We start from the raw sequence: 25,559 nt of genomic DNA, 5'->3' as shown, positions 1-25,559 counted from the left end.
GGCTCAGGCGGTCTGGACGCGGGACTTCGTGGCACGGCGGACGGTGGGGTGGGCTTCCTCGTAGGCACGGCGTTCGTTCAGGTCGAAGAGGCGGTCGAGAACTTCATCCTCGAAGGCTTCGAGCTGTCTGGGAGTGGCGCCGCAGTACGGAGGGACCTGGATGTCCTCCCAGCCGTAGGCATCCAGTACAGCTTGGTCCACGGCCACGTGCAGGTCCCGCAGGCGCTGCGTCGCTGTGTCGGTGACGGACTTGTCCGTGAGCCGGTTGTATGTCGTCGTCAGGCCTATGTTGTTGGCCTGCATGTACTGGCTGCGCTCGGAGTGGAGCCGTTCACCTATCGCATTGAGCGCCGAGGTGCTTGCGGAGTCCGGGAAGGGGAAGGTTTCGAAGCAGTCACTAGGTGCATAACGAAGATCGTTGCGCATGGAGGATGACAGCAACTGTGCCCAGACCTCATGCACCCGTGACTGCAGCAATGTGAGCCAGCAATCATGACTCAGGACGAAGACAGCAGCTGTATTTGAAAAAACGACGCCCGTTGGCCGCCAGTCAAACACGAGGTGCTTGGAGACAATGCTGATTGCAAGGCAGCGCTCCGACTTACGAAGTGCTTCCTGGAGTTCGGGACGCGATCGGCTGAATTGCCACCAGAACTGCCTCGCTCCTCTGTCCTTTGTTTTATCTCGCTCAGGCTTCACCAACTCCCGTGCGATGCGAAGGAGTTCCGGCCAGCGCTCCGCCTCCTGTAGTGCCATCTGCCCGAAGTTGATGACATACCTTTCAAGGCTCGGCTTGGGGTCGGAATTGATTTCTTCTCCGCCCACATAGCGAAAGATGCGCTCCACGTTCCTGGGTGACTTCGCGACGAGCGCTGCTCGCTGCTCGGGGCTGAGCACGAACCCCATTCCAAGGACGGTGCATCCCTGGAAGCTCTTCCCCGTGTTGGTGGTGAGTGCCACGGGATCTGCTCGCTCGGGCTTTCCTCTCAGTCGAGAGTTGAGGTGTTTCACGGGTAGCCGCTCGAGGCGCGGCTCCAAATTCACGGAGACGTGCCCCTTCGCCAGGTGCACGACGGACACCGAGACGTTCGCTCCAGAGACGGGCCACTTCATGGAGCGCACGGCGTCGTAGAGGTGGCCGCCGTGATCCACCAGGTACTTCAGTCCCGTGGCTCTCGTGTCCCCCTGCGCGATGGTGTTGGTGGCGATGAATCCGAAGCTGCCGTGGTCACCCAGCAGATGGAACGCACGGCGGAAAAAGTGCGCGGAGAGATCCGCGTTGCCGTGCGCTCCCGCATGAACCGCCTGGAGCCAAGGAAGGTAGTTCTCTCCGACCGTCTCGATGATGGTGTTCTTTCCCGCGAACGGCGGGTTCCCCACGAACCCATCGATCCAGGCAGCCTTGTTGGGCTGCTCGTTGTCGAGCGGATCCGGCCGGCTCCCGTGGAACACCTCCGGGAACTCCAGCGGCCAGTGGAATGTCCATGACGGCGCGGAGAACGCCACGATGTCCGGCGGCATGGGAGGCGGCACCTCGTTCTTCGACTTGGACAGCCACGCCCCAATCAGGTCCAACCGGCGGACTCGCTCTTTCTCCCGCTCCTTGTCCGAGCCATGCGCGAAGAACGCCCCGACGCACGCATTGGCGATGTGCTTGATGTCCTCCAACGCCGCGTCCGCATCCCGGAGAAGCCCCTCCTTCACCCTGCCCGGCTCCAGGTCTAACTGCAGCGGCTTGCGTTCCGGCCCTTCCAGGTCGAGCGCGAGCTGGAGGATCTTCTCGCGCTTCTCCAGCGAGCTGTTCAGCGCCTTCGAGATGAACGCCCAGGGTAGCTCCGACTGTTTCTTGCTGCTCGGGTCCCAGTGGAACGCTCGAAGCTGCTCCAGGTCGAGCCCAACCAGCGAATCCCCGCACTTGAGCGCATGGTCCAAGAAGGTGAACGGCTCTGTCTTCGCCAAAGTCACGAGCCACAGCGACAGCTTCGCGAGCTGCACGGCCCAGGGATTCTTGTCCACGCCGTACAGGCATCGCTGGGCCACCAGCCGGCGTGCCCGCATTACCTCGTCCTCGTGCTTGTCTCGCTTCAGCACGCCCTCACGTGTCCAGGCGGCAACAACCTGGTCTGCGAGAAAGCGGCAGGACTCCACCAGGAACGCACCAGACCCCATGGCCGGGTCACAGATCTTCAGGTTGAGGAGTCTCTCGGAAGACGGCTGCGACCCCATCGTCTTGAGCAGAGGCTCCAGAGCCCGGCGGACGATGGGCGCTGACAGACTTCGAGGCGTGTAGTGGCTGCTGGTCCGTCGCCGCCCGGCGCCAGGCTGGAGTACCAGCTGGGATGCTCGCCGTGTCTCGGTCCCCTTCGCGCGGTACGACTCCAGCGCGGCCAGGACCATCTGCTGCGTGGAGGCATGCTCCAACGCCTTCGACAGGGCTTTCACCGCCTTCGCGTCGAGGCCCGCCTCCTCTTCCAGCCATGCAGCACGCCGCTTCGCGGGCTGGGCCAGCACCTCGTCCACGGAGACCCACACCTTCGAAGGCCTGAGGCAGACTCCAGCACCACTCAGGCGCTTCACGTGGAAGCCCATCAGGCCCTCGTACACGGAGCCGATCTGCTCCACGTCGAGCGACTTGAAGCTCAGTCGCTGTCCCTTGAGGAAGACGAGCCGCTCCAGTACCTGGAGCACCGTCTCGTCATCAATGGGAGGCACCCGAGCATCCGTGCCCGCCTCGGCGGAGCCCGTGCCTCCCAGGAAGGGGAACGTGTCTGGGTCGAAGAGTTGTCCACGCCGTGCCGGCATTCGCAGCTTGTCGTGCGAGGCCCCCAGGTAGATGCACCGGAAGAGCGCCAGCAATCGTGGCCACGCACCGAACCGCCGGTTCATCGAATCGGGATATTGGCTGGAGTCCTCGACGAGTTGGGCGTGAAGCGCCTTCACCGACAGATCATCGCGATAGGGCTCCTGGTCCACGGGGAGCAGGCCCCGGTCCTCCGCGTAGAGGATGAACACGAGCCGCAAGAGCGTGGAGAGGAGCCCGCCGTAGACATGTTCCTCCCCTCGAGAGAGCGCCTCGTCCAGGGCCCGGGAGCCATCCCGTTCTGCGGCCGTCTCGAAGCCCGTGAGGAGGATGCCAAGCGCTTCCAGAACCTGGTCGGCCAGGTCGTCGGTGACATCCGCCTGCCGGCCGCGTGACTGCTCCAGGAGCGCGGGAAGCTGATGCTCGGGCAGCACGCCGAAGAAGCGACGCGCGTGCAGGAGCATCACCATCGCGTCGAACAGCGGACGGCCACTGGCGGTGACGAGGTCCTTGAACCGGAAGGTGATGTGCCCTGACGTCTCTCCGTGGGGCGCATAGACGAGGCGCACGGAGTCCCCGTTGAACAGCAGACCGATGGGGACACGGGCCGCGCGCAGCAGGCGATCGAACTTGGCGGTGGGCTCGTAGAACCACGTGCCCGTGGTGTCTTCCTTCTTGTCCAGATCCAACCCGGCCGGCAGCTCCCAGGTCAGGAGCGCGAAGCCTTCCGCAGCGCGGCTGATGGGCGTGGAGTCATCCGGTAACCCTTCCGGCTTCGCGGGAGGGGGCCCTCGCCGCAACAGCCCCCGCGTGGGATTGAGGGTCTGTTGCCCCTCGGCGATATCGAGCTGGAGGTCCTCCGGAAACCTCGTGGTGAAATCCTCCTCGGTGTAGCCCAGCACCTCCTGGAGGAAGCGCGGGACATCCGTCACGCGAGGTGACTCCCGGCCCGCCAGCAGGACGAACCGCGACTGCGCGGACACCGGCAGGCGCTGCATGCACTGCGCGTCCTCGAGGACCGGGATGGAGACCACCAGTCCTTCGATGGGCTGCGCCATCCCCATCCAGGTCTGGTGATAGCGACGCTCGACGTCCCCGCCAAGACTCTGGCCGTTCATCAGCGCGCCCCCGGCCACAGGTAGACCATGCCCACTGGCACCAGCCGGGCGACCCTCACGGCATAGGTGGCCTTCAATGATTCAGGTTGTTCGACGAGTTCCCTTCCGAGCGCCGTCAATCGCTGTTCGAGATGAACCTTGTCCCTCCTCCATTGGTCCTTCTCGGCCTGGGCGTCGAGGGAGAGCTCGAGCTGCGCGCTCAGGGCCTCCTGGATGGTCTCCTGCTGCGTCTGGAGAATCAGAGTCAGCGCCTTGGCTTCGGACGCCCCCCGCGCCGCCAGCTTCTTGCGAGCCCCCTGCTCTCGCACCGAGGCCTGCTCCTCGATGGCGGGCCAGAGCTTCGAGAAGTCGGACTCGGCGCTGGCCAGCAGGCGTTTCTGGACGGCCTTCGGTATCGCGGAGAGCGCGGGCGCTTCCGCCAGCGTGGTCTCCAGTTGGTCGATGACCTTGCGGTCCGCCTCATCCGCGAAGGGCTTCAGGTGTCCGCGGCCGCCGCCGTCCAGCCACCTCGCTGAGACAGAGACCACCTCGTCATGGAGCCGCGCAGCGCCCTCGCCGAAGAGCGACAACCGGCCGAAGACGATGACACGAGCCACTGCGTCGCGTTGGGTCTGGACCACCGTGACCCGGCTCAGGTCGTTCGCGGAGAACCCCTGCGCCAGGAACCGCTGGAGCACTCGCTGGACGAGCGGATGGGACAGGTGAAGGTGGACGAGCTTGCTGGAGACGCCCGGAGGCGCCTCGAAGACGACGGGAGACAGGGGGCGCTTGCGCCACTCCCAGGGAGCCTCGTCGTGCGCCCGGCGCGGACGAATGGAATCCAGGGTCGTGTTCCAGGAAGCGGGAAGCGCAGGGACCTTCCAGGCCTCCAGTGTCCGGCCCTCTTCCGTGATGGCCTCCCGCTCCAACCGGCCCGCGCCGGCCAGCTCGAACCCCACGTCCAGCGCATCGCGCAGCAGGACGGGATTGAAGTCCATCACCTTGCCGCTGCGATCGCGGAGCTCTCCAATCGCATCCAGCTCCTTGCGCAGGGATTGAAGCGTGCGCTGGGACTCCAGCTCCCGTTTCGTCACATCCGTGCGAGTCGAGGTCGCGGCGCGGGAGACGCGCTCCAGCGTGCCCTTCGTGATGCCGGAGGCGAGGGCATCGTGCATCTGGTCCATCAGCACGCAGCCCAGGCTGCCCAGCTCGCGAGTGATCGTCTCGACCTTGCGAGCCAGGGAGTCGAGCACCGAGTCTTCGGCGCGCTGACCATAGACGAAGTAGCCACAGCGCACGATGGGCGAAGGTTGCAAGGCACGGTCGATGCGGCCGTTGCGCTGCTCCATGCGGGATGGATTCCATGGGACGTCGATGTGGAAGAGGTCCGCGCACTGGCCTTGCAGATTGATGCCTTCGCGCGCTGCGTCGGTCGCGAGGAGGACCCGCACGGGGAACTCATCCATCGAACCATTGAAGGCGGCCTGCACCTCCGCGCGCTTCGCATCATCGATGCCACCCGTCAGCGTGAGGATGCGCTCATCCCCCCGTTGGGTCCCCTCGAAGGCGGCGGTGAGCTGCTCCTTGAGGTAGCGGAGCGTGTCTCCATACTCGGTGAAGAGGATGACCCGGCGAGGCTTCCACGCAGCGTCTCGGGTGAGCGGGCATTGGTGCTCGCGAATCCAGTGGAGCAGGGCCCGAAGCTTCGCGTCCCGGGCCGAGCGGTGCTGGGCGCTCAGCTGGAGCATGTCCTCCAGGAGCTTGCGCGCCTGGGCGTTGGCGGACAGAGGCTGACTGTGCTCGCGGATGGTCTCCGCGAGCGACAGCTCGAGTGCGTCGTCCGTCTCGCCGTGCTCCTCGGAATCAGGAGCCGTGTCGCCGGTGAGCACTCCATCGTCGGGAACCCGCATCCCCGAGCCGAAGGCCGCCGCGTGGATGGAGAGTGTGCGGTGGAACGCCTCGATGCTGGAGAGGAGGCGTTTCTGGAGGTTGATGAAGACCAAGCGTCCCTGCTTCGTGCCGGGCGCCATGAGCTCCGTGTAGCGCGCGAGCTTCTGGGACAGTTCCAGCTCCGGTGCTGAGGCTTCGCCCAGATCGATACGATGCTCGACGGTCTTTCCATCCGGGGCGAGCCACTCGGCGTGCCAGCGTCCCGAGTCATGTGTCAGCCGCACACCCACCACGTGTCGTTCGGGGTAGCGCTGTGAGCTGCCGAGGGCGCGGAGGTCCCCTTTGAGCCGGCGCACCATGACGGGAGCCAGCTGTGATTCTCGGACGCGGGTGCCCCGCGTGAAGCGCTGTGGGTCCAACATCTCCAGCAATGCGGAGAAGCTGTTGGAGTGGCCGTTGTGAGGAGTGGCTGAGAGGAAGAGCCGGTGCTCGAAGCGCTCCGCCAGTGAGCGGATGCTGCGAGTGGTCTCCGTGTCGATGGCATACCGGCTGGCCGAGGCGGGCGCGACGACGTGCGCCTCGTCGAGCACCAGCAAGGACTTGTGGTGCCCCTTCTCATCCAGGAGGGTCTTCAGCGGCTCGAAGTACTCGCTGCGCCGCAGGGTCTGGTACGACACGATGAAGCGGGAGTGCGTGGCCCAGACGGGGACCTGGAAGCCACGTTCCTGACGGCGACGGGAGACGAACTCGCTGTTGAAGATTTCGAAGCGCAGACCGAATCGCTTCTCCATCTCATCGCGCCACTGGAGCGTCACCGACGCCGGGCAGACGATGAGCACACGATCCACGCGCTGGCGGAGGATGAGTTCCTGCAACACCAGCCCCGCCTCGATGGTCTTTCCGAGCCCCACGTCATCGGCGATGAAGAGATTCACCCGAGGCAGCTCGAGCGCCTTTTTGAGAGGCGTGAGCTGGTGATTCATCAAATGGATGCCCGCGCGGAACGGCGCCTGGAAGAGCCGGGCGTCAGTGGCGGTGACGGAGCTCCATTTGAGCGCATGCAGATACGCGGCGAAGTGACGCGGCTCGTCGAAACGCGCAGGAGGTCCCAGTCCACCCTGATGGGGTCGAATGACCCGAGCAGCGAGTTCACGTTCCCACAAGACAGACAGGGGACGTCCCTGTGCGTCATCATCAAGACACGTGAGACGAACGAGGGTGTGTTGTTCCCGGACCCCCGAAGGAGCAATGACCTCGTTGACCAGATACTGACGGTGTCGGACCTGCGCGATATCACCCGCGCACGGCATGGGAGCGATTGGCACGGGAGATACATGCCGCGACGGGCGTGTAGCCAGCCATCACCCCCAGGTGGTAGAGTCATCACCCCCAGGTGGTAGAGTTTCACTCCTCGGTGGGCTGTAACGGCGTCACCCCCGCCAAATAGGCTGAGGGCGCCGATACGTCTATCCACGCAGCACAGAGACCTTCGTAGTCAGCGGCGAAGGTGGAAGCGAAGAAGGAGCGGATGCCGCGACTGAATTGGGTGAGAGTCCCTCGCCTCCGTAGACACCCTCGATGTGATGGAAGGGCGTTCGATGTCGGAGAGCGAGAAACCCAGAGGATACGGTCATGGCTGCGGTAGGGCGGCGATTAACTTCTCCATGAGAACCTTGGACCCAGCTGCGTAGGTCGTGCTTTGACCAGCCGTAGCCTTGTTCATCCGCCAGATATCTTCTTGGTTGGTAAGCTCGATGATTTTTATAGTATTGGGTTCAAAGCCAGGGCCGACGGCTACGTCCGACGATACAGGAAGCCAAGCCTCAGAGTCGGCCTCGCGGAGATTTCCCGGCTTGCGCACGATCGGAAGACTACCGATGGCGAAACTCTCGCCAGGTGCGGTGATGTGCAGCAACGCTAGTCCGCGCGCGGCCAGAATCCCAAGCACATCGCCTGGGGTGCGACGGATGGCTTGAACCTTACCGCCCTGGATCAGGCGCTTGCGCCCTTCGGGAGTATTGAGCTTGTCGATCTCCGCTGTGGCATCGGGCCTCCGTGCTCGTATCTGTGCGAAGATCTCATCCAGTAGGGCATCCGCTTGAGTGAGGGAGCCGAGCTTGGCGTGAACGTCCGGCACTCGCTTCCACTGAAGATAAAAATAGGCATCCCAGATTGTGCGTTGCTGGGCCGTCAGTTGCGGCTCGTGTCCAGACCTTGCACCAGCCACCAACTCCTCAATAATGCTATTGGCACCACTCTCCAATTTGGAGAAGTCTGACTCCAGGCTGGTGTCCTTCACGCCGTCGGAGGCCTCGATCGTGTAGAGGTGTGTCTCGACAAATACTGCCTTGGGCGGCGCGTGAAAAAGCACTCCTCTCTGCTTGTTAAAGGCCCAGAGCTTACCCTTACCGTCGGTGAATCGGTCGGCGTGCATCTGCGCGACAAAGTGATGCCTTTTGGGGATATGATCGTCATTGTTGAGCATGGATGTCTTCGGCAAGGACAAGTGCTACCTACTCGAGCAACTGCTTCTCCCAGCATCTTTCCTATGCAGAATGTTCCGCCCAAGGTCATCCAGGAGTTGATGGGTCACGAGACCGTCGAGATGATCATCGGGTACGCCCACCTGTCGTCGGAGGCGACGGAGCGCGCGGTGCAGCAGTTCGACCGACCCGTGCCCAGTTCCACGCAGCACCGACCCGAGACGCCGGATGGTCACCGAGGGCACAGGGGAACCAAGCGGCCAAACAAAAAGCCCAGCAACCTCTCGGCTGCTGGGCTTCTCACTCAGTGGAGGCGGCGGGAATCGAACCCGCGTCCGAAAGCCTTCCGCTCTTCGACCCTACGTGCGTAGTCCGCGATTTGCTACGTCCCCAAGACTCCCACGGACGGGATTCCTAGAGCCGGTCCTGGATAGGTCTCGCCACCTCGGGTCCAGGCACCCTCGGCAGCCAGCCCGCATTATGACGGTCGATCCCAACCCCACGGGCCGAGAGTTGGGGGACCGCGCACTAAGAGCTGTTTTTAGGCAGCCAGCGCGAGCTCAACGTTGTCGTTGGCTTTTGTGTCTTTGCCGGGTTGGATTTACGAGCTACCTGACAAGCTCGGCACGCGTCTCGAACTTCCTTGCCCCCGTCGAAACCAGGTCGCCCCCGGTAGTTGACTGCTTGCTCCACTGGCGGTCACCACGTCGACCGCGTCTTCTCCACATTAACCGCTGAAGCGCCCTCGTCAATCCTCCTGAGCGTCCACCAGCCCACGTTCCCGCACGCAGGCGGACACTCACCCTCGAAGTCGCTTCCCCTCCCGCCTCACCCGCGTAGGGTCGCCCCCTCGCTCGGCCAGCGCCCTACCCGCCCTGCCCGAGCCCTCGAGGACACCGCATGAGACGACTCCTACCCCTACTCCTCCTGCTCCTGGGCACCGCGCTCCCCGCGCTGGCGCAGCCCCAGGCCGCCTCCCAGGCGTTCCCCTACACCCTCCAGACGGAGAAGCTCGCCAACGGCCTCACCGTCGTGCGCGTGCCCTACCCGTCCCAGGGAATCGTCTCGTACGTCACCGTCGTCCGCGTCGGCTCGCGCAACGAAGTGGAGGCCGGCAAGACCGGCTTCGCCCACTTCTTCGAGCACATGATGTTCAAGGGGACGAAGCGTCACCCCGAAGGCGAGCGCGAGCGCATCCTCGGCACCTTCGGCTTCGACGACAACGCCTTCACCACCGACGACATCACCCTCTACTACTCGTACGGCCCCAGCGCCGGCCTGCCCTTCCTCATCGACATCGAGGCGGACCGCTTCCGAAACCTCGAGTACTCCGAGCCGTCCTTCCGCACCGAGGCCCTCGCCGTGCTCGGCGAGTACCACAAGAACGCCGCCGCCCCGTACCTCAAGATGGAGGAGGCCCTCAACGCCGCCGCCTTCACGAAGCACACGTACCGCCACACCACGCTCGGCTTCTACGACGACATCAAGGCCATGCCGGAGGCCTACCAGTACAGCCGCGACTTCTTCGAGCGCTGGTACACCCCCGACAACACCATGCTCTTCATCGTCGGCGACTTCGACGATGCCCAGGTCATGAAGCTCGTGCGCGAGCACTACGGCCCGTGGGACCGCAAGACGGCCTCCATCCAGGTCCCCAAGGAGCCGCCCCAGAACCAGCCGCGCACCGCCCACGTCGACTGGCCCCAGCCCACCCAGCCGCGCATGGTGCTCGCGTGGCACACGCCCGCGGCCTCCGCCAACACCTCCGACTCCGCGCTCCAGACGGTGCTCGTCGCCTACCTCGTCGGCCCCACCAGCCCCGCCTACAAGCAGCTCGTCCTCGACAAGCAGCTCGTCGAGGCCATCGGCAGTGACTACGTCGAGCACCGGGATCCGCACCTGTTCTCGCTCACCGCCACGCTCAAGAACGAGAAGGACCGCGACCGCGTGCGCCTCGCCCTGCTCCAGGAGGTCAGCCGGCTCGCCGCCGGCAAGGTCGACGCCGCGCGCGTCAAGGCCATCCAGGACAACGCCCGCTACGGCGCGCTCATGGCGCTCCAGACGCCGCGCGACGTGGGCATCCAGCTGGGCTGGTACGCCGGCATCCTCGGCACGCCCGACGGCCTCCAGCGCCAGCTCGGCAACCTGGCCAAGGTGACGCCCGCGCAGCTCTCCGAGTTCGCCAAGCGCCACCTCAAGGCCACCAACCTCACCCTGCTCAGCCTCACGCCCAAGGTCTCCGACGCCGGAGGGACGAAGTGATGAAGACTCCTCGCCTGTTGTCCCTCGTCGCCCTCGCGTCCCTCGTCGGCTGCGCCTCCACGCCCAAGCCCGCGCCCACGACGGAGGCCCCTCCGCCCACCACCGAGGCCCCCGCGCCCGAGGCTCCCATTCAGAAGGCGAGCACGCCGCCCACCGAGGTCCCCGCCGTTCCGCTCAAGCAGCCCAAGCCGCTGGAGCTGGTCGTCCTCGCGCGCCCGGACACGCCCATCGTCACGTTCCGGCTCGTGTTCCACTCGGGCTCCATCGACGACCCGAAGGGCAAGGAGGGCCTCACCGCGCTCACCGCCACGCTGATGGCCGAGGGTGGCACGCAGAAGCTCACCTCCGCGCAGCTGCTCGAGACGCTCTTCCCCATGGCCGCCGAGCTGGAGGTCGCCACGGACAAGGAGTTCACCACCTTCTCCGGCCGCGTCCACAAGGACTTCCTGCCGCGCTACCTGGAGCTCTTCACGGACGTGCTGCTCGCGCCGCGCCTGGACCCGGCGGAGCTCGAGCGCCTGCGCGCCAACGCCATCAGCGACGTGGAGAACGGCCTGCGCAGCGCCAATGACGAGGGGCTCGGCAAGGTCGCCCTCGACGCGCTCATCTACGAAGGACACCCCTACGCCCACTACACCGGCGGCACCGTCCAGGGCCTCAAGGCGATCACCCTCGACGACGTGAAGGCCCACGCCCAGCGCGTCTTCACCCAGGACCGGCTCGTCGTCGGACTGGCCGGCGCGGTGGACGATGGACTCAAGGACTCGCTCCTGTCGCGCTTGGGTGGACTGCCCGCCTCGGGCGCGCCGCGCGTGACGCTGCCCACCGTGGCATCCACCGCCGGGCGCACCGTCATCATCCAGAAGCAGACGCTCTCCACCGCGGTCAGCATGGGCTACGTCAACCCTGTGCGCCGCGGCGACGCGGACTTCTTCCCGCTCGCCTTCGCGCTCTCACACCTGGGTGAGCACCGTCAGTCCATCGGACTGCTCTTCACCGAGCTGCGCGAGAAGCGCGGCCTCAACTACGGCGACTACGCGTATGCCGAGCACTTCATCGAGGACCCGGGCACCACGTACAACCGCACCAACATCGCGCGCACGCAGCAGGACCTCACCGTGTGGATCCGCCCGGTGGAGCCCGCCAACGGCATGTTCGCCACGCGCGGCGCGGTCTTCTACCTGGAGCAGCTGGTCAACGAGCCGATTCCCCAGGAGCGCTTCGACCTGATGCGCGGCTTCCTCCAAGGCTACTCACGCCTGTGGGAGCAGACGGACCCGCGCAGGCTCGGCTACGCCATCGACTCGCTCTTCTACGGGACGCCGAACTACCTGGACCAGTACCGCCAGGCGCTCACGAAGATGACGCCCCAGTCCGTGCAGGAGGTGCTGCGCCGTCGGCTGCATCCCAGCGCGCTGTCCTTCGCGTTCGTCACGCAGGACGCGGAGGGGCTCGCCAACGCCCTGCGCACCAGCCCGCCGTCTCCCATCACCTACGCGTCCGACAAGACTCCGGAGCTTCTGGAAGTGGACAAGGCCATCGTCCCCTTCAAGCTCCCCGTTCGAGCAGACGCCGTCACCATCATTCCCGCGCAGTCATTCATGGAGAAGTAGCGCGAGGCTGTATTTCGGCCCGAGGGGTGGGTCATTTCTTTCCGCCCCTCGGGAGCCGATGGTATGAGCTGCCATCATGCGAGGCACCAGCTCCGGCTCTCTCTCCTGGTGGCGGCCCCTGCGCAGCTCCGTCGCCCGACTCGCCCTGCTCGGCCTCGTTCTGGCCTCGGTAGCGGCCCACGCTCAAACCGACCCCTTCACGCGCGGCTTCGACGCCGTGCCCAACAAGCCGACCACCGCGCAGAACAGCGGCATCGCGCTCGAGGGCACCTACAGCGGAGAGCCCGTGGGCAGCTTCCGCGGCGCGCTGCTGTTCGACTTCAACTGGCGCATCCTGGCCCTGAAGCTCGGTGACGAGAAGCTCGGCGACCTGTTGCCGTACCGGCTCGACGCGCACCTGCTGTTCGCCTACCAGCTCCACGAGCGACTGGAGATTGGCGTCGACCTGCCCGTCACGCTGTTGCAGGGCGACAACTTCAAGCTGTTGCGAGACGCGCTGAACGCGCCGAACTTCCCCGGCGCCGCGGGCGTCAGCCGCACCACGCTCGGCGACATCCGCGTGGTGCCTCGCGTGCACCTGTTGGACCGCGAGAAGTTCCCGGTGGGCCTGTCGCTCGTCGCGGAGGTCCGAGCGCCCACGGGCTCCGCGGACAGCTTCACGGGTGAGCGGGGCTTCCTCTTCGCGCCGCGCCTGGCGGTGGAGCAGCGCATCGAGGTGCTGCCCATCCCCCTGCGCGTCGTCGGCAACGCGGGCGTGCGGATTCGCAAGGAGGCCCAGTATCTCAACCTGCTCGTGGATGACGAGCTGACGCTCGGCGGTGGTGTCATCGCGGAGCTGCCCAACATGGGCCGCTTCACGGACGTGCAGGCCACGGCCGAGATGCACATCGCCACGCCGCTGGTGCGCCCCTTCAACTTCGACCAGTCCGACACGCTCAAGACGCCGTGGGAGGTGCTCGTGGGCGCCCGCACGAAGGTCTGGGGCAACTGGGGGCTGGAGCTGAACGTGGGCCGAGGCATCAACCTCACCACGGGCTACGGCCGCGAGGCGCTGCGCGTGATGTTCGGGCTGCGCTACGACGAGAGCTTCGTGGACTCGGACGGCGACAACGTGCCGGACAACCGGGACCGCTGCCCCAACGAGCCCGAGGACAAGGACGGGTTCATGGACAGCGATGGCTGCCCGGACCCGGACAACGACGACGACGGCATCGTGGACGGCGAGGACGCCTGCCCCAACGTGAAGGGGACGAAGGAGCTCAAGGGCTGCCCCGAGGTGGACACCGACGGCGACGGAATCACCGACCAGTTCGACAAGTGCCCGGACAAGCCCGGCCCGAAGGACTACGACGGCTGCCCGGACACCGACGGCGACGAGGTGCCCGACAACGAGGACGACTGCCCCGACATGTTCGGCCCACCGGAGAACAACGGCTGCCCGTTCGACTCGCCGCCGTACGTGTTCGTCGAATCGGACCGCATCCGCATCAAGGGCAACGTGCTCTTCGAGACGGGTTCAGCGGTCATCCAGAAGCGCTCGTATCCGCTGCTGGACGAGGTGGCCACGGTGCTGCGCAAGAACCCCACCCTCGGACCGGTGCTCATCGAAGGGCACACGGACAACCGGGGCTCGCGGCAGCTGAACATGAACCTGTCCGACAAGCGTGCGCGCTCGGTGCTCGAGTACCTGGTGGGCAAGGGCATCGACCGCAAGCGCTTGAGCTCGGAGGGCTTCGGGTTCGACCGGCCCATCTCGACGAACGACACCGCGCTGGGCCGCGCGAAGAACCGCCGCGTCGACTTCCGCCTCATCCGCTCCGAGGTGGAGACCGAGGGCCGGGAGACCGTCGTCCCCGCGGGACAGCAGCCTCCGGCGGGCAAGGAGGCTCCGGCGATGAAGCCTCCCGAGGGTGGCGCGAAGAGCGCGCCCGCGACTCCGCCGGCGACGAAGGCTCCTGAAGGCGCGGCGAAGAGTGCGCCCGCCACGACTCCGGCGACGAAGGCTCCTGAAGGCGCGGCGAAGAGTGCGCCTGCTACGGCTCAGCCAGCGACGAAGGCTCCCGTGGATGCTTCGAAGACGGCTCCGGCGACGAAGGTGCCGGAAGCCGCCCCGAAGCCAGCGACGACTCCAGGGAAGTAAGCCGCCTCACACGCGGCGCCGCGAGACCTCACCGTCTCGCTGTGCGCCGCGTGTTCGAGGGGCGGTCAATGGATCAGCGCAGGCGCATTCGTCCCGGGCGCCGCACCGCGGTCCTGATCGCACATCCGCTCGAGGAGCCTCACACCGAGCGCCGAGTTCCTGCCAGCGCATCCGCTCGGTCCATCCGGGAGAGCGGCTTCACGCTGAGCGCCGCGCCTCTGGATGCATCCGCCCGAGAAGCCGCACACCGAGCGCCGAGTTCCTGCCAGCGCATCCGCTCGGTCCAACCGAGAGAGCGGCTTCACGCTAGGCGCCGAGCCCTCGCTGCATCCGCGCAGGCGCCCGAACGGGACGCCGCGCCCTGCCCCGCGCTACTGCTTGAGCGCCCGCTCGATGCGCCTGCGCAGGGCGTCCTCGGACAGGGCGCCACGCTGCGCGTCCGTCACCTTGCCCTCGCGATCCAGGAAGTAGAGCGTCGGCAGCGCGTTCACCTCGAACGCCCGCGCCATGTCGTCGTCCGCGTAGACGACGTAGGGCTTCAGGTCCGGCAGGTGCTTGCGGATGAAGCTGTCCACCAGCTTCGGCGCCATGTCCCCGTCGTCACGACTCGCCGCCAGGAAGACGAGCCCCTGCGACTCGTACTCCTTCGCCAGCTTCACCAGCGCCGGCATCTCCTCGCGACACGGCGGACACCACGTCGCCCAGAAGTCCAGCATCACCACCTGGCCCCGCAGCTCCTCCAACTTCAACACGCCACCCTCGTGGCGCTTCATCTCGAACGAGGGCGCCGCCGCGCCATCCGGCACGAGCTGCGAGCGGCGCGCCTCCAGCACGCCCAGGTACACCACCCCCGCAAGCCCCAGTCCCGCGAGCAGGGCCATGAACACCTTCGTCCCCACGCCCGTCGGCTTCGCGGGCGGCGGCGCGCCGATTCCTTGCTGCGTCACGAAAATCCACTCCTGGTCAGGCGGTCATGCACCTGCCTCAACATCCAGCGCACCCCGCTCCGAGCCACCGGCCTGCGTGACACCCACCGCGCCACGTCCGGGCCGAAGCGATAGTAGCCACGGATGAACCCGCGCCCGAGCACACTCTTCCTGAGCACATCGTCCCGGTACGCCCGGAACGCCACCAGCTCCGGCGCGCCCTCGCCGAACGCCACCGTCGCCACGAAACACGAGGACGCGGGACTCACCCACATGAGCCGCTGGTTGGTGAGGTTCACCACCACCTTCAGCTCCCGCGCCTCCGTGTACAGGAAGCCGAGCAGGTCGCGCCGCGCCGCCGGGAACTCCTGTCCGCTCGCCTCCTCGAACTCGATGCGCGACGAGTTGGCGGAGCCCACCTCGTCCACCGTGAAGAAGTAGCGCTTCGAGCTGCGACGGACCTCCACCTCCAACCCGCGCAGCTCCCCGAAGTACGCGAGGAACGGCGTGCCGCACACCGGACACACGAAGCGGTTGTACGCGTGGTTCGTCAGGAAGGCGTAGTCCCCCACCCGCTTGCACCCGGTGTTGGGGCACACCAGCTTCACGCTCGCCTGCGGCGCGGGCCGGGGGTCGTACCGCGAGCCTCCCGACGTCTTGTCGAACACCGGCGGAGGCCGTGGCGGTGACGTCACCAGGTGCCGCGTCGGATGCGCCGCGCGCTCCAGCTCCTGCGCGCGTCGCCACGCAACCTCCGCCGCCTCCAGCCGTCCGCCCGCCGTGTGACACAGGGCCTCGGCATGCGCGAGCAGCGCGGCCACCATCTTCTCGAGCGCGGGCGCCATCGAGGGCTCACGCCCCGCGGCGAGCGCCTCCGCCAACACCTTCTCCATCTCCGGCAACAACGCCTGGGCGGCCTTGCGCGAAGGGTCCTCGGCCCGCCGGTACACCGGGGGCTCGGGGATGCGGGTGAACAACGCCGACGCGGACGCCCGGATACGCTCCACCACCGCGTCTCCACGTCCCACGTCCATCTGCGCCGCACGCGTCCGGGCGGCCTGGAAGAGTTCTTCGGGCTGCAAGCCCGCGGACATTAAGTGCCGTCCGCCCCCCTGTCAGCGCGGATGACACACACCCGGTCGGAAACTGGCCATGCGTCACCGCCTCATGTAAGACGACGTGGGAGGCTGTGAGCATGGGAGCTTTGAAGTTCATCGTCTGGACGGCTTGCGCGGTGGGGCTCGGCATCTTCCTGTCGACGGGGCAGGTGGACGGCAGGACGCCGCTGCAGCACATGGAGCGGAGCTGGAAGCGCGCCGTGAAGCCCGACACCGTGGATCGGATGAAGGAAGGGCTGGAGGACGCGTACGAGGACGCCAAGGGCGCTGTCTCGCGCTCGACGGATGCGGCCCCGCGCGAGCGCATCAGCGCGGAGGACCGCGCGGCGGTCAACCGAATCATCGCCCAGAAGAAGTAGCCTGGCGGACAGGCCCGCTTCCGCGACACGACTCCCCTCCCTAGGTTGCACCCGGTGGATGGGCGGCGTCGGGGCGGAGGTGGGGCATGAACGGGGCTCCTTTCAACAGATTCGTGATTCTCGGCGCGCTCGTGTGCGCGCTGGCCACACCGGCAGAGGCCGCCGGTCGCGGCCGGCTGTGGCTCGAGGCCCAGAATCGTTCGATGAACAACCAGCGAGCCACCTTGAGCGAGGTGGCCCGACGGGCCATGCCCTCGGTGGTCTCCATCACCACGCGGCAGCTCAGTGACGAGACGCCCGCGGGCGAGGAGCCCCAGAAGGGCATCGGCTCCGGCTTCATCATCCACGCCGACGGCTACATCCTCACCAGCGCGCACGTGGTGGAGGGGGCCTCCGAGGTGATGGTCTCCGTGATGCACCCGCGCGGCTACGCGGAGGAGTACCCGGCCCGGGTGGTGGGCGAGGACAACCGCACCGACTGCGCGCTCTTGAAAATCGAGGCGCCGCGCCGGCTGCCGGTGCTGAAGCTCGCCTCCGCGTCCCACGTGCGCTCTGCGGACTGGATTGTCGTCATCGGCAATCCGTTCGGCCTGTCCCACTCGGTGACGGTGGGCGTGGTCAGCTACATGGGCCGCACGGACGTGACGCCCAACGGGCGCGACGGCGACTTCGACTACATGCAGATGGACGCCTCCATCAACCCGGGCAACTCAGGGGGGCCCGTGCTGGATTTGCACGGCGACGTGGTGGCGGTGGCCAACGCGGTGAACGTCGCGGGCCAGGGCATCGGCTTCGCCATCCCCATCGACATCGCGAAGACGGTGATTCCCCAGCTCAAGGCCCACGGGCGCGTGCGCCGGGGCTGGCTGGGCATCAGCGTGCAGGACTTCTCGCCGGAGGTGGCCGAGGAGTTCAACCTCCGCCAGGGGCCCGGCGTGGTGGTGACCGAGGTGGTGGAGGGCGGCCCGGGTGAGCGCGCGGGTCTGCACAGCGGGGACGTCATCATCGGGCTCGACACCCGCCGCGTGAAGCGGGCGCACACGCTGCGCTGGCAGGTGGCGGCCCGGGGCGTGGGCCACGACGTGCGGCTGCGCGTCCACCGGCTGGGCAAGCCGCTGTCCCTCAAGGTGAAGCTGGAGGAGATGCCGACCGAGCAGCCCGCCACCGCGCTGGCCGCCCACCGACAGGGGCGCCGGCCCGCTGGGGCCCAGTCCGTGCTGGACGACCTGCTGTCGCCCGTGCCCCGGAAGAAGGTGCAGCCTCCGGCCGCCCCGGAAGTCGAGCCGGACGGCTGGGGTTCCGAAGACGGCGCTCCGGCGCCCTGAGGCCGCCCCAAGCCCACACGGGTCTTCCCGCGTGTCCTTGCGTTCGGGTGGCATGGGCGCTAGACAGTGCGCCTTTTTCGTACCCGGCGGTTGGTCCACCCCGTGTGGCGCCGCGGTTCTCGCATCGTTTCGCAGGAGAGTTCCACAATGGCCGAGGCCACCCCGACGACCCAGAAGAAGCTCACCCACTGGCCCCGCACCTCGAAGGGCGGCGGCAAGAAGGCGTGCACCGTGGAGGGCTGCAAGCGCCCCTACCGCGCCAAGAGCTACTGCTTCTTCCACTTCAAGCAGTGGCGCCAGGGCGACCTGCCCCACTCGCGCTACCGCACCTGCTCCAAGCCGGAGTGCCGCATCAAGACGTTCAAGGCCGGCCTGTGCGAGAAGCACCACGGCGAGGCGTTCAAGAAGGACGCGGCGTAAGTCGTCCGCATCCGGCGCCGGGGGCGCGTGTCTCCCTCTCATGCAGGGAGCAGTCCCCCGCGCCACCGCGGCCTTGTCGTGCTGGAAGGACGTGAGCCTCCGCTCCGCCTCGCACCGGGCCCGCCGCACCCGACTCCACACCCCATCCGAAGAGGCATCCGCCGGACAGGGCTCCTCGCGAGACCCACGTCCGCGCGCGCCATGAGTCCCGTGTCGTGAGGTGTCCGCACGCCGCGTCCACGGTGCGCTCCGCGGCCCCCGCCTGCCGCACGCCCGGTCCTCAAGGTGCGTCCAGCGACGACGCCCTGCCCCCAGCGTCGAGCGCCCACATCGCGTCATGTCGGACGGTCTCCTGCTCCGCGGTGCGGGCGGGGCGACGGCGACCCGTCCTCGAAAACGAGGCGGGAAGATTCCCTGGCGGACACGTTGGGAGCACGACAACGGAGAGATGCTCCCGTGGACGCATGCCGCCGAGTTTCGCTGGTTGATCCTGAAGCAGATCGGTATATTCCCGCCCGTATGCGTCGCTGGCTCCCTGGGTTGCTCCTCTCGCTCGTCTCGGTCCTCACCGCTTGTGGCGGTGCGGGCACGCCCGCGCGCGCGACGATGAGCGTCCGTCAGGCCCTGACGCATCCGCCCGAGTTCATGGAGTTCGAGTCCCCCGCCACGCGGCTGGAGATGTTCCGCGAGGTGGCGCGGCAGTCGGACCTGGAGGCCGGGCAGGCGGCGCAGGCACTGGTGCTCTTCCCCATGAGCCAGGACGGCGAGCTGCTCGCGGCTCCGGGCTTCGACGCGCGCATGGACCTGTTCCAGGCGCCGGACGCGGGCAAGGGTCTGCAGTTGGTGCTGGATGCACGGGCGGGCGAGCGTTGGCCGGAAGACCGGCGCGAGAGCCTGCAGGGGCTGTCCGAGCGGGAGGCGGCGGAGCTGGTGGCCCGCACGCTGCTCGCGCACTGGGGCATCCAGCCCGAGAGTGCGGTGCAGGTGGACCGCGCGTCCGGAGCGCCCTACGCGGTCGCCTACGTGGACGGCATCCTGCGCATCAACCCGGCCTTCCTCTACCTGGCGGCGGCCTACGGTCCTGCTTCCATGCCGGCCGCGCTCCAGTAGAGTCCCGCGCCCGAAGCAGCCCCCTCTCCCTGCTGGACTTCACCTTCCCGAGGGGCGGGCCGCGAGGCGCCTTTGAATACCTCCGCACTTCACGCTCAGCTTCCCCTCACGCTCCGACAGGTGGACCTGTCGGCGCTCGGCCAGCACTACCGCGGCAAGGTCCGTGACACGTACCGGCAGGGCGACAGCCTGGTCCTGGTGACGACGGACCGGCTCTCCGCGTTCGACCACGTGCTCACCACCATCCCCTTCAAGGGCGAGGTGCTCAACCGGCTCGCGGCGTTCTGGTTCGAGCGCACGAAGCACATCTGCCCCAACCACGTGCTGGACGTGCCGGACGCCAACGTCACCGTGGCGCGCGCGTGCACGCCCTTCACGGTGGAGGTGGTGATTCGCGGCTACCTCACCGGCAGCCTGTGGCGCGACTACGAGAAGGGCACGCACACCGCCTACGGCCTGCCCTTCCCCGCGGGCCTGCGCAAGGACGAGGCCTTCCCCGCGCCCATCATCACCCCGTCCACCAAGGCCGAGTACGGCCAGCACGACGAGCCCATCTCCGAGCAGGAGATTCTCGCGCGCGGACTCGCCAGCCCCCGCGACTGGGCGCGAATCACCGAGGCGGCGCGCGGCCTGTTCCAGGAGGGCCAGAAGTGGGCGCGCACGCGCGGCCTCATCCTCGTCGATACCAAGTACGAGTTCGGCAAGGTGGGCGACGACATCTACGTCATCGACGAGATGCACACCCCGGACTCCAGCCGCTACTGGGTGGCGGACGAGTACGAGGCCCGCTTCGCCAAGGGCGAGGACCAGCGCATGCTGGACAAGGAGAACATCCGCCAGTGGCTCATCCGCGAGCGCGGCTTCTCCGGCCAGGGCACGCCGCCGGCCATCCCCGATGACGTGCGCGTGGAGCTGGCCACCAAGTACGTGGCGGCCTTCGAGCAGATCACCGGCACGTCGCTGACGCTCGAGCCGGGCAACGTGCACGAGCGAATCGAGCGGAACCTGCGCCAGAAGGGCTACCTGAAGTAGCCCCTCCAGCGCGCGGCCCGGAGCGCCCTACTCGCTCCGGCCGAAGACGCGGCGGAAGATGTCGTCCATGTGCCGCGTGTGATAGCCCGGGGAGAAGCAGTCGTTGATCTCCTCGGGCGTCATCATCTTCAGCAGGTCCGCGTCCGCGAGCAGCGCCTGCCGGAAGTCCACGCCCTGCTCGTAGAGCTTCATCGCGTTGCGCTGGACGATGACGTAGGCGGCCTGCCGGTCCATGCCCTTGCGCGCCAGCTCCAGCAAGAGCCGCTGCGAGTTCACCACGCCGCCGAGCAGCTCCAGGTTCTTCTTCATCTGCTCGGGGTAGACGCGCAGGTCCTCCATCAGCCGCGCGAAGCGCACCAGCATGAAGTCCGCGAGGATGGTGGCGTCCGGGCCGATGACGCGCTCCACGGACGAGTGCGAGATGTCGCGCTCGTGCCACAGCGCCACGTCCTCCATGGCGCTCACCGCGTAGCCGCGAAGCAGGCGCGCCAGGCCCGTGAGGTTCTCCGACAGGATGGGGTTGCGCTTGTGCGGCATCGCGCTGGAGCCCTTCTGTCCGGCGGTGAAGGGCTCCTCCGCCTCGCGCACCTCGGTGCGCTGCAGGTGGCGGATCTCCACCGCGAACTTCTCGATGCTCGCGCCCAGCAGCGCCAGCGCCGTGAAGAACTCGGCGTGCCTGTCACGCTGCACCACCTGGCTGGAGGCCGGGGCGTGCTTCAGGCCCAGCTTCGCGCAGACGCGCTCCTCCACGGCTGGAGGCAGGTGCGCGAAGGTGCCCACCGCGCCGGAGATCTTGCCCACGGCGATGCTCTCACGCGCGTGCAACAGGCGCGTGCGCGCGCGGCCCAGCTCGTCGTACCAGATGGCCAGCTTGTGGCCGAACGTCACTGGCTCCGCGTGGATGCCGTGGCTGCGGCCCATCTGCAGCGTGTGCTTGTGCTCGAAGGCGCGCTTCTCCACCGCGGCCCTCACCCGCTCCAAATCCTGGAGGATGAGGTCCACCGCGTCGCGCAGCGTCAGCGCCAGCGCCGTGTCCAGCACGTCCGAGGACGTCATGCCCAGGTGCAGCCAGCGCGCGCTGGGCCCCACCCGCTCCTCCATGAAGGTGAGGAAGGCGATGACGTCGTGCTTCGTGGTGCGCTCGATGTCCTCGATGCGCGCGGCGTCCTCGGGGGTGAAGTCCCCGGCGCGCGCGACGCAGTCCTCCAGCGCCTCGCGAGGGGCCAGCCCCGCCTCCACCATCCCCTCCAGCGCGGCGAGCTCCACGTCCCGCCAGCGGCGGTAGCGGGCCACGTCGGACCAGAGGTTGGACATCTCCTGTCGGCTGTATCGCGGAATCACTCGTAGACCTTCACGGCAAAGTCCTTCCGCGCCGCGAACCGGAGCAACTCCAGTACGGACTCGGAGGACGGACCCAACTTCCTGGCGGTGCTGAGGTTGACGGACAGGTCCAACCCCTCGGGCTGCGCCACCGCCAGCGCTCCCGGGTCGACCTTCTCGTGGATGATGCGGTTGGCCAGCCGCCCCGCCTGCAGGCCGATGGTCAACGGGCTGGGAGACAAGGCCAGCGTGGCGCCCTCCTTCACCTGACTGGGCGTGAGCGCGACGAGCGGCAGCCGCTTCGCGTGCGCGAACGCGATGAGCTCCTGCACCACGGCCGCGTTGCCCACCGTCTTGTCGGCGACCATCAGCATCGCGTCGACGCGACCCGCGGCGCCCTCGAGCGCCTTGGCCACCTTGCCCGGCGAGTCCACCTCCAGCGCGAGGATGGACAGGCCGCGCGAGGCGGCCGCGGCTTGAGCCAGCGCCACCGTGCTCGCGGAGAAGCGCGGGTCGTGCACCATGCCCACGCGCTTCGCCTTGGGTGCCACCGCGAGCAGCCCCTCCAGCTCCGGCCCCAAGTCGCTGGTGAGCGAGATGCCAGTGACGTTGGGGCCCTCCAGGCCGTACTTCTCGTAGTACGGCACCATGGCGAAGAGGACGGGCACGTCCTCGCCCAGCGAACGGCGCGCGGCGTTGGCGGCCAGCGGGCCCAGCGCCAGGATGAGCGCCGGCTTCTGCGCCGCCAGCTTCTTGAAGATGCGCGCGGCAGCGCCCGGGCTCTCGTCGAGCGTCATCTCCTGGACCTCGGCGCGCGCCTCCGCGGAGAAGCCCGCGAGCAGTGAGGTGTAGGGCGCCAGGTTCGCGGACTTCACCGCCACCACCTGTGGGCGGCTGCCCTTCTGGGCCCAGGCCAGCGAGGGCGCCAGGCAGAGCAGGAGCGCGAGGGCCAGGCGGCTCATGGCTGCGTGCTCGCGCAGCAGCGGAAGCCCACCGAAGGAGAGGCCTTCTCGGGGGGGCCGAAGGCGCGCGCGCTGCAACGCGACTCCGAGTAGTGCTCGCTGAAGGCGCCGCCCCGCTGGACGGCCCCCTTGTGCTCGATTCGGGCCTCGGTCCACTCGGCCGCGTTGCCGGAGAGGTCCATCACCCCATAGCCCGACACACAGCCCGGATACGTTCCGGAGGGTGCGAGCGCCGTCTCCGACTCGGCTCGATTGACCTTGGAGTTGCACTTGCCTGGAACGTAATCGTTGCCGTGCGGGAAGCGCGCGTGGCCCGGTCCCTTGCATGCTTTCTCCCACTCGTCTTCGCGGCACAGGCGCTTGTTCGCGGCCTCACACAGCGACTGGGCCTTCTCCCAGGTGACATTCACCGTGGGGCTCGCGCCTTGCTTGTTCGGATGCTCGAACTGGTCGATGCAGAAGGAGGCGAGCTGGACGCTCTCCAAGGGAGGCTCGTCCACCTTCGCCAGCTCGTCGTCCTTGGCCCGCCCGCGCCGCAAGGCCCCACCGCTCACCAACCGCATCTCCGGCGGGCACTTGTCCGCGAGCGCGACGACAGGTTGAGCCTCCGCCTCGGCGCCTTGAGCGCGCATGGCCGGGTCACTCGTCGGGACGGGCGACTTCGCCTTCGCGGCCTGTCGTGCCTCCCAATAACGCAGGAACAGGAACCCGCCTCCACCGCCCAGCGCGAGCCCGCCGACAATCAGCACCGCCATCCACAGGAACATCGAGCGACGCCGCGCGGCCGCGGACTTCCGGGGCCGGGTGGCGCGCTGGGTGGGCGCGATGCGCGCTCCCGAGACGACGGGCGAATCCATCGTGCGCGCGCCGGACATCGACGGTGAGCCATCCAAAGAGCGCGGCGCGGTGCGTGCGCCAGACATCGCCGGCGTGGTCTCCAACGTGCGGGCCGTCCGGATGCTCGGCACCACCGCCGCCGGCGCCGCGTCCAGCGTGCGCGCCAGCGGTCTGCCCGCGCCAGAGGGCGCGGAGCGGGGCCCCGAGTCGGAAGGCCCGGGCTCGCTCCCCTCCCCCGACGATGGCCCCCGCTGCGATGCGCGGGGTTGGGCCGAGGCCACCTGCCCCGAGCCCCGTGGCGGCGGACGCGCGGCGGGCTCCGAGCGACCCGACTGCGAGGCCTCCGAACGACCCGGCTGCGAGGGCTCCGCGGCCGGGGAGCGCGCGAAGACGATGGACTCCGGTGAGCCTCGTGCACCCGCCGGAGCGGCCGGCTCCGCGGCGGACGAGCGCGCGAAGATGACCGGCTCGGACGAGCCCCGCGAACCCGCGGCGGGAGCCGGCTCCGCGGCCGGGGAGCGCGCGAAGATGATGGACTCCGGCGAGCCCCGAGCTCCGGCGGGAGGCTCGGCGCGCGCGGGCTCGCTGGCGGCCTTCGCCGCGGACGCGGTGATGAACGGCAGCGCCTGCTCGGTGAGGTGCTGATGGGACGCGGTCGGATTGGCGCCGATGATGGCGGCCAGCGTCGCGGCGTCGAGCGGCTGGGTGGCGTCCGGAGGAGGCGGCTCCTCCTCGTGCGACGTGGCCCTGGGCGCGAGGCTCACGCTGCCCGTGGCCGCCGGCATCATGCCCGTGGGCACGGGCGGCGGAGGCCGGGCCGACATGCGGATGGCCGCGGCCTGCGCGGAGCCGGTGGGCGGAGGGACCCCGCGCACGCGCGTGACGACGGCGGGTGGTGAGCGCGAGAGGATGCTGGCGAACTCCGCGTGCAGCTCTCCGGCCGTCTTCGGCCGCGCCAGCGGGTTGATGTTCAGCGCGCGGCGGTAGAGCGCCTCGAACGACGTGGGCAGGTCCGAGTGCAGCGACGTCAGCCCCGGCACCACGCCCTCGGTGGGCACCAGTCCGGTGAGCATCTCGCCCATGATGACGCCCAGCGAGTACACGTCCATGCGCGTGTCCAGCTCACCGCCCGCCACGTACTCCGGCGCGATGTAGACATCCGCGCGGTGGCTCTTCTGCGCCTGGACGAAGGGAAGCTGCGGCACGGCGAGCCCCAGGCCGTAGTCCGTCACCTTCAGCAGGTCCGGCAGGACGATGACGTTCTCGGGCTTGAGGTCGGAGTGCGGCCCGAAGCGGTGGGCCGCGTCGAGCGCCGCCGCCATCTGCGCGAGCAGCGGCTCCACGTCCTTGAGGGAGAAGAGCTGCCCACGCGAGGCGCGCTGCTCCATCATCCGCCGCAGCGTCATGCCCTCCAAGAGCTGCATGGTGAAGAAGGGCCGCTCGTTGTCGAGCCCCTCCTCGTAGACGCGCAGCAGGTTCGGGTGGTTGAGCTTCTTGCCCACCCGCATGGAGAACGAGAACTGGGTGCGCTCCTCGGGCTGTTGGACCAGGCGCGGGTGCACCGTCTTCAGGGCGACCTCGACGTCGATCTCCTGGTCCTGCGCGCGGAAGACGAAGCCCATGGGGCCGGAGCCCACCACCTCCTGGATGGCGTAGCGGCCGGCGAGGACGTCCCCCGGCTTGTAGGGGGCGCCTTCCAACCCACGCTTGCGAGCGGCGCCGGCCGCCTGGCGGGCGGTCGCGTCGTACTTCATCCCGCAGGTGGGACAGGTGTCGGTCGTCTCGGGGACGTGGCTGCCGCAGCGGTAGCAGAGCAAAGCAGTCGGACTCCAGGGGCCGGTCGAGGGAGGACCGCAGGCGGGGAC

General features: G+C 67.9%; 16 protein-coding genes and 1 other RNA gene. 8 read left to right on the top strand and 9 right to left on the bottom strand.

Features of this window, described 5'->3' with window-relative positions; translation table 11 throughout:
* Window positions 1-3: 3 nt before the first annotated feature.
* The 4 genes from LXT21_RS20035 to ssrA form a co-directional block, all read right to left on the bottom strand.
* The gene (locus LXT21_RS20035; RefSeq protein ID WP_254039744.1) at window positions 4-3,918 is read right to left on the bottom strand and encodes a DNA methyltransferase; all 3,915 of its coding nucleotides are present in this window, start codon (window positions 3,916-3,918) and stop codon (window positions 4-6) included.
* Entirely contained in the window at window positions 3,918-7,097 is a 3,180-nt protein-coding gene (drmD, locus tag LXT21_RS20030; RefSeq protein ID WP_254040123.1) for a DISARM system SNF2-like helicase DrmD, read from the bottom strand. Before drmD ends, LXT21_RS20035 begins: the two co-directional genes overlap by 1 nt.
* Window positions 7,098-7,417: 320 nt before the next feature.
* A complete protein-coding gene (locus LXT21_RS20025; protein ID WP_254039743.1) occupies window positions 7,418-8,272 on the bottom strand; it encodes a DUF4238 domain-containing protein in 855 nt (284 codons plus the stop codon).
* A gap of 303 nt (window positions 8,273-8,575) precedes the next feature.
* Window positions 8,576-8,941: a transfer-messenger RNA gene (gene ssrA / locus LXT21_RS20020) on the bottom strand.
* 229 nt (window positions 8,942-9,170) lie between these two features.
* Between ssrA and LXT21_RS20015 the strand changes: the two genes are divergently transcribed.
* From LXT21_RS20015 to LXT21_RS20005, 3 genes are all read left to right on the top strand, one after another.
* Entirely contained in the window at window positions 9,171-10,532 is a 1,362-nt protein-coding gene (locus tag LXT21_RS20015) for a M16 family metallopeptidase (RefSeq protein ID WP_254039742.1), read from the top strand.
* Window positions 10,532-12,145: a M16 family metallopeptidase gene (locus tag LXT21_RS20010; RefSeq protein ID WP_254039741.1), complete on the top strand. Its 1,614-nt coding sequence runs from the start codon at window positions 10,532-10,534 to the stop codon at window positions 12,143-12,145. Before LXT21_RS20015 ends, LXT21_RS20010 begins: the two co-directional genes overlap by 1 nt.
* A 76-nt stretch (window positions 12,146-12,221) precedes the next feature.
* Window positions 12,222-14,285, top strand: a complete 2,064-nt coding sequence (locus LXT21_RS20005) for an OmpA family protein (RefSeq protein WP_254039740.1) — start codon at window positions 12,222-12,224, stop codon at window positions 14,283-14,285.
* Window positions 14,286-14,656: 371 nt separating this feature from the next.
* Here LXT21_RS20005 and LXT21_RS20000 read toward each other — a convergent pair whose 3' ends face one another.
* The gene (locus LXT21_RS20000) at window positions 14,657-15,232 is read right to left on the bottom strand and encodes a TlpA family protein disulfide reductase (RefSeq protein WP_407667006.1); all 576 of its coding nucleotides are present in this window, start codon (window positions 15,230-15,232) and stop codon (window positions 14,657-14,659) included.
* Entirely contained in the window at window positions 15,229-16,305 is a 1,077-nt protein-coding gene (locus LXT21_RS19995; RefSeq protein WP_254039739.1) for a BRcat domain-containing protein, read from the bottom strand. The genes LXT21_RS20000 and LXT21_RS19995 overlap by 4 nt, the downstream gene beginning before the upstream one ends.
* Before the next feature lie 95 nt (window positions 16,306-16,400).
* Between LXT21_RS19995 and LXT21_RS19990 the strand changes: the two genes are divergently transcribed.
* The 5 genes from LXT21_RS19990 to LXT21_RS19970 all read left to right on the top strand — a co-directional run bounded on the left by LXT21_RS19990 (window position 16,401) and on the right by LXT21_RS19970 (window position 20,575).
* On the top strand, window positions 16,401-16,688 hold the full coding sequence (locus LXT21_RS19990; RefSeq protein ID WP_323394722.1) for a hypothetical protein: 288 nt from the start codon (window positions 16,401-16,403) through the stop codon (window positions 16,686-16,688).
* A gap of 86 nt (window positions 16,689-16,774) precedes the next feature.
* Window positions 16,775-18,013 carry a S1C family serine protease gene (locus LXT21_RS19985; RefSeq protein WP_254039737.1) on the top strand — a complete coding sequence of 413 codons (1,239 nt, stop codon included), beginning with the start codon at window positions 16,775-16,777 and terminating at the stop codon, window positions 18,011-18,013.
* 147 nt (window positions 18,014-18,160) lie between these two features.
* Window positions 18,161-18,433 carry a vegetative protein gene (locus tag LXT21_RS19980; RefSeq protein ID WP_254039736.1) on the top strand — a complete coding sequence of 91 codons (273 nt, stop codon included), beginning with the start codon at window positions 18,161-18,163 and terminating at the stop codon, window positions 18,431-18,433.
* 519 nt (window positions 18,434-18,952) lie between these two features.
* On the top strand, window positions 18,953-19,543 hold the full coding sequence (locus tag LXT21_RS19975) for a hypothetical protein (RefSeq protein WP_254039735.1): 591 nt from the start codon (window positions 18,953-18,955) through the stop codon (window positions 19,541-19,543).
* A 72-nt stretch (window positions 19,544-19,615) separates the two neighbouring features.
* Window positions 19,616-20,575, top strand: coding sequence for a phosphoribosylaminoimidazolesuccinocarboxamide synthase (locus tag LXT21_RS19970; protein WP_254039734.1), 960 nt, complete (start codon window positions 19,616-19,618; stop codon window positions 20,573-20,575).
* A 27-nt stretch (window positions 20,576-20,602) separates the two neighbouring features.
* Here the strand turns inward: LXT21_RS19970 and purB are convergent, their stop codons facing one another.
* The 3 genes from purB to LXT21_RS19955 are packed head-to-tail and all read right to left on the bottom strand — an operon-like array spanning window position 20,603 to window position 25,511.
* Window positions 20,603-21,916 (bottom strand): adenylosuccinate lyase, encoded by a 1,314-nt coding sequence (purB, locus tag LXT21_RS19965; RefSeq protein ID WP_223748802.1) that lies wholly within the window; start codon window positions 21,914-21,916, stop codon window positions 20,603-20,605.
* Window positions 21,913-22,857 (bottom strand): ABC transporter substrate-binding protein, encoded by a 945-nt coding sequence (locus LXT21_RS19960; protein ID WP_254039733.1) that lies wholly within the window; start codon window positions 22,855-22,857, stop codon window positions 21,913-21,915. Before LXT21_RS19960 ends, purB begins: the two co-directional genes overlap by 4 nt.
* A complete protein-coding gene (locus tag LXT21_RS19955) occupies window positions 22,854-25,511 on the bottom strand; it encodes a protein kinase domain-containing protein (protein WP_254039732.1) in 2,658 nt (885 codons plus the stop codon). The genes LXT21_RS19960 and LXT21_RS19955 overlap by 4 nt, the downstream gene beginning before the upstream one ends.
* Window positions 25,512-25,559 lie beyond the last annotated feature (48 nt).

The sequence above is a fragment of the Myxococcus guangdongensis genome (assembly GCF_024198255.1).
GTDB lineage: Bacteria > Myxococcota > Myxococcia > Myxococcales > Myxococcaceae > Myxococcus > Myxococcus guangdongensis.
This window is presented reverse-complemented; position numbering and strand designations above follow the sequence as displayed.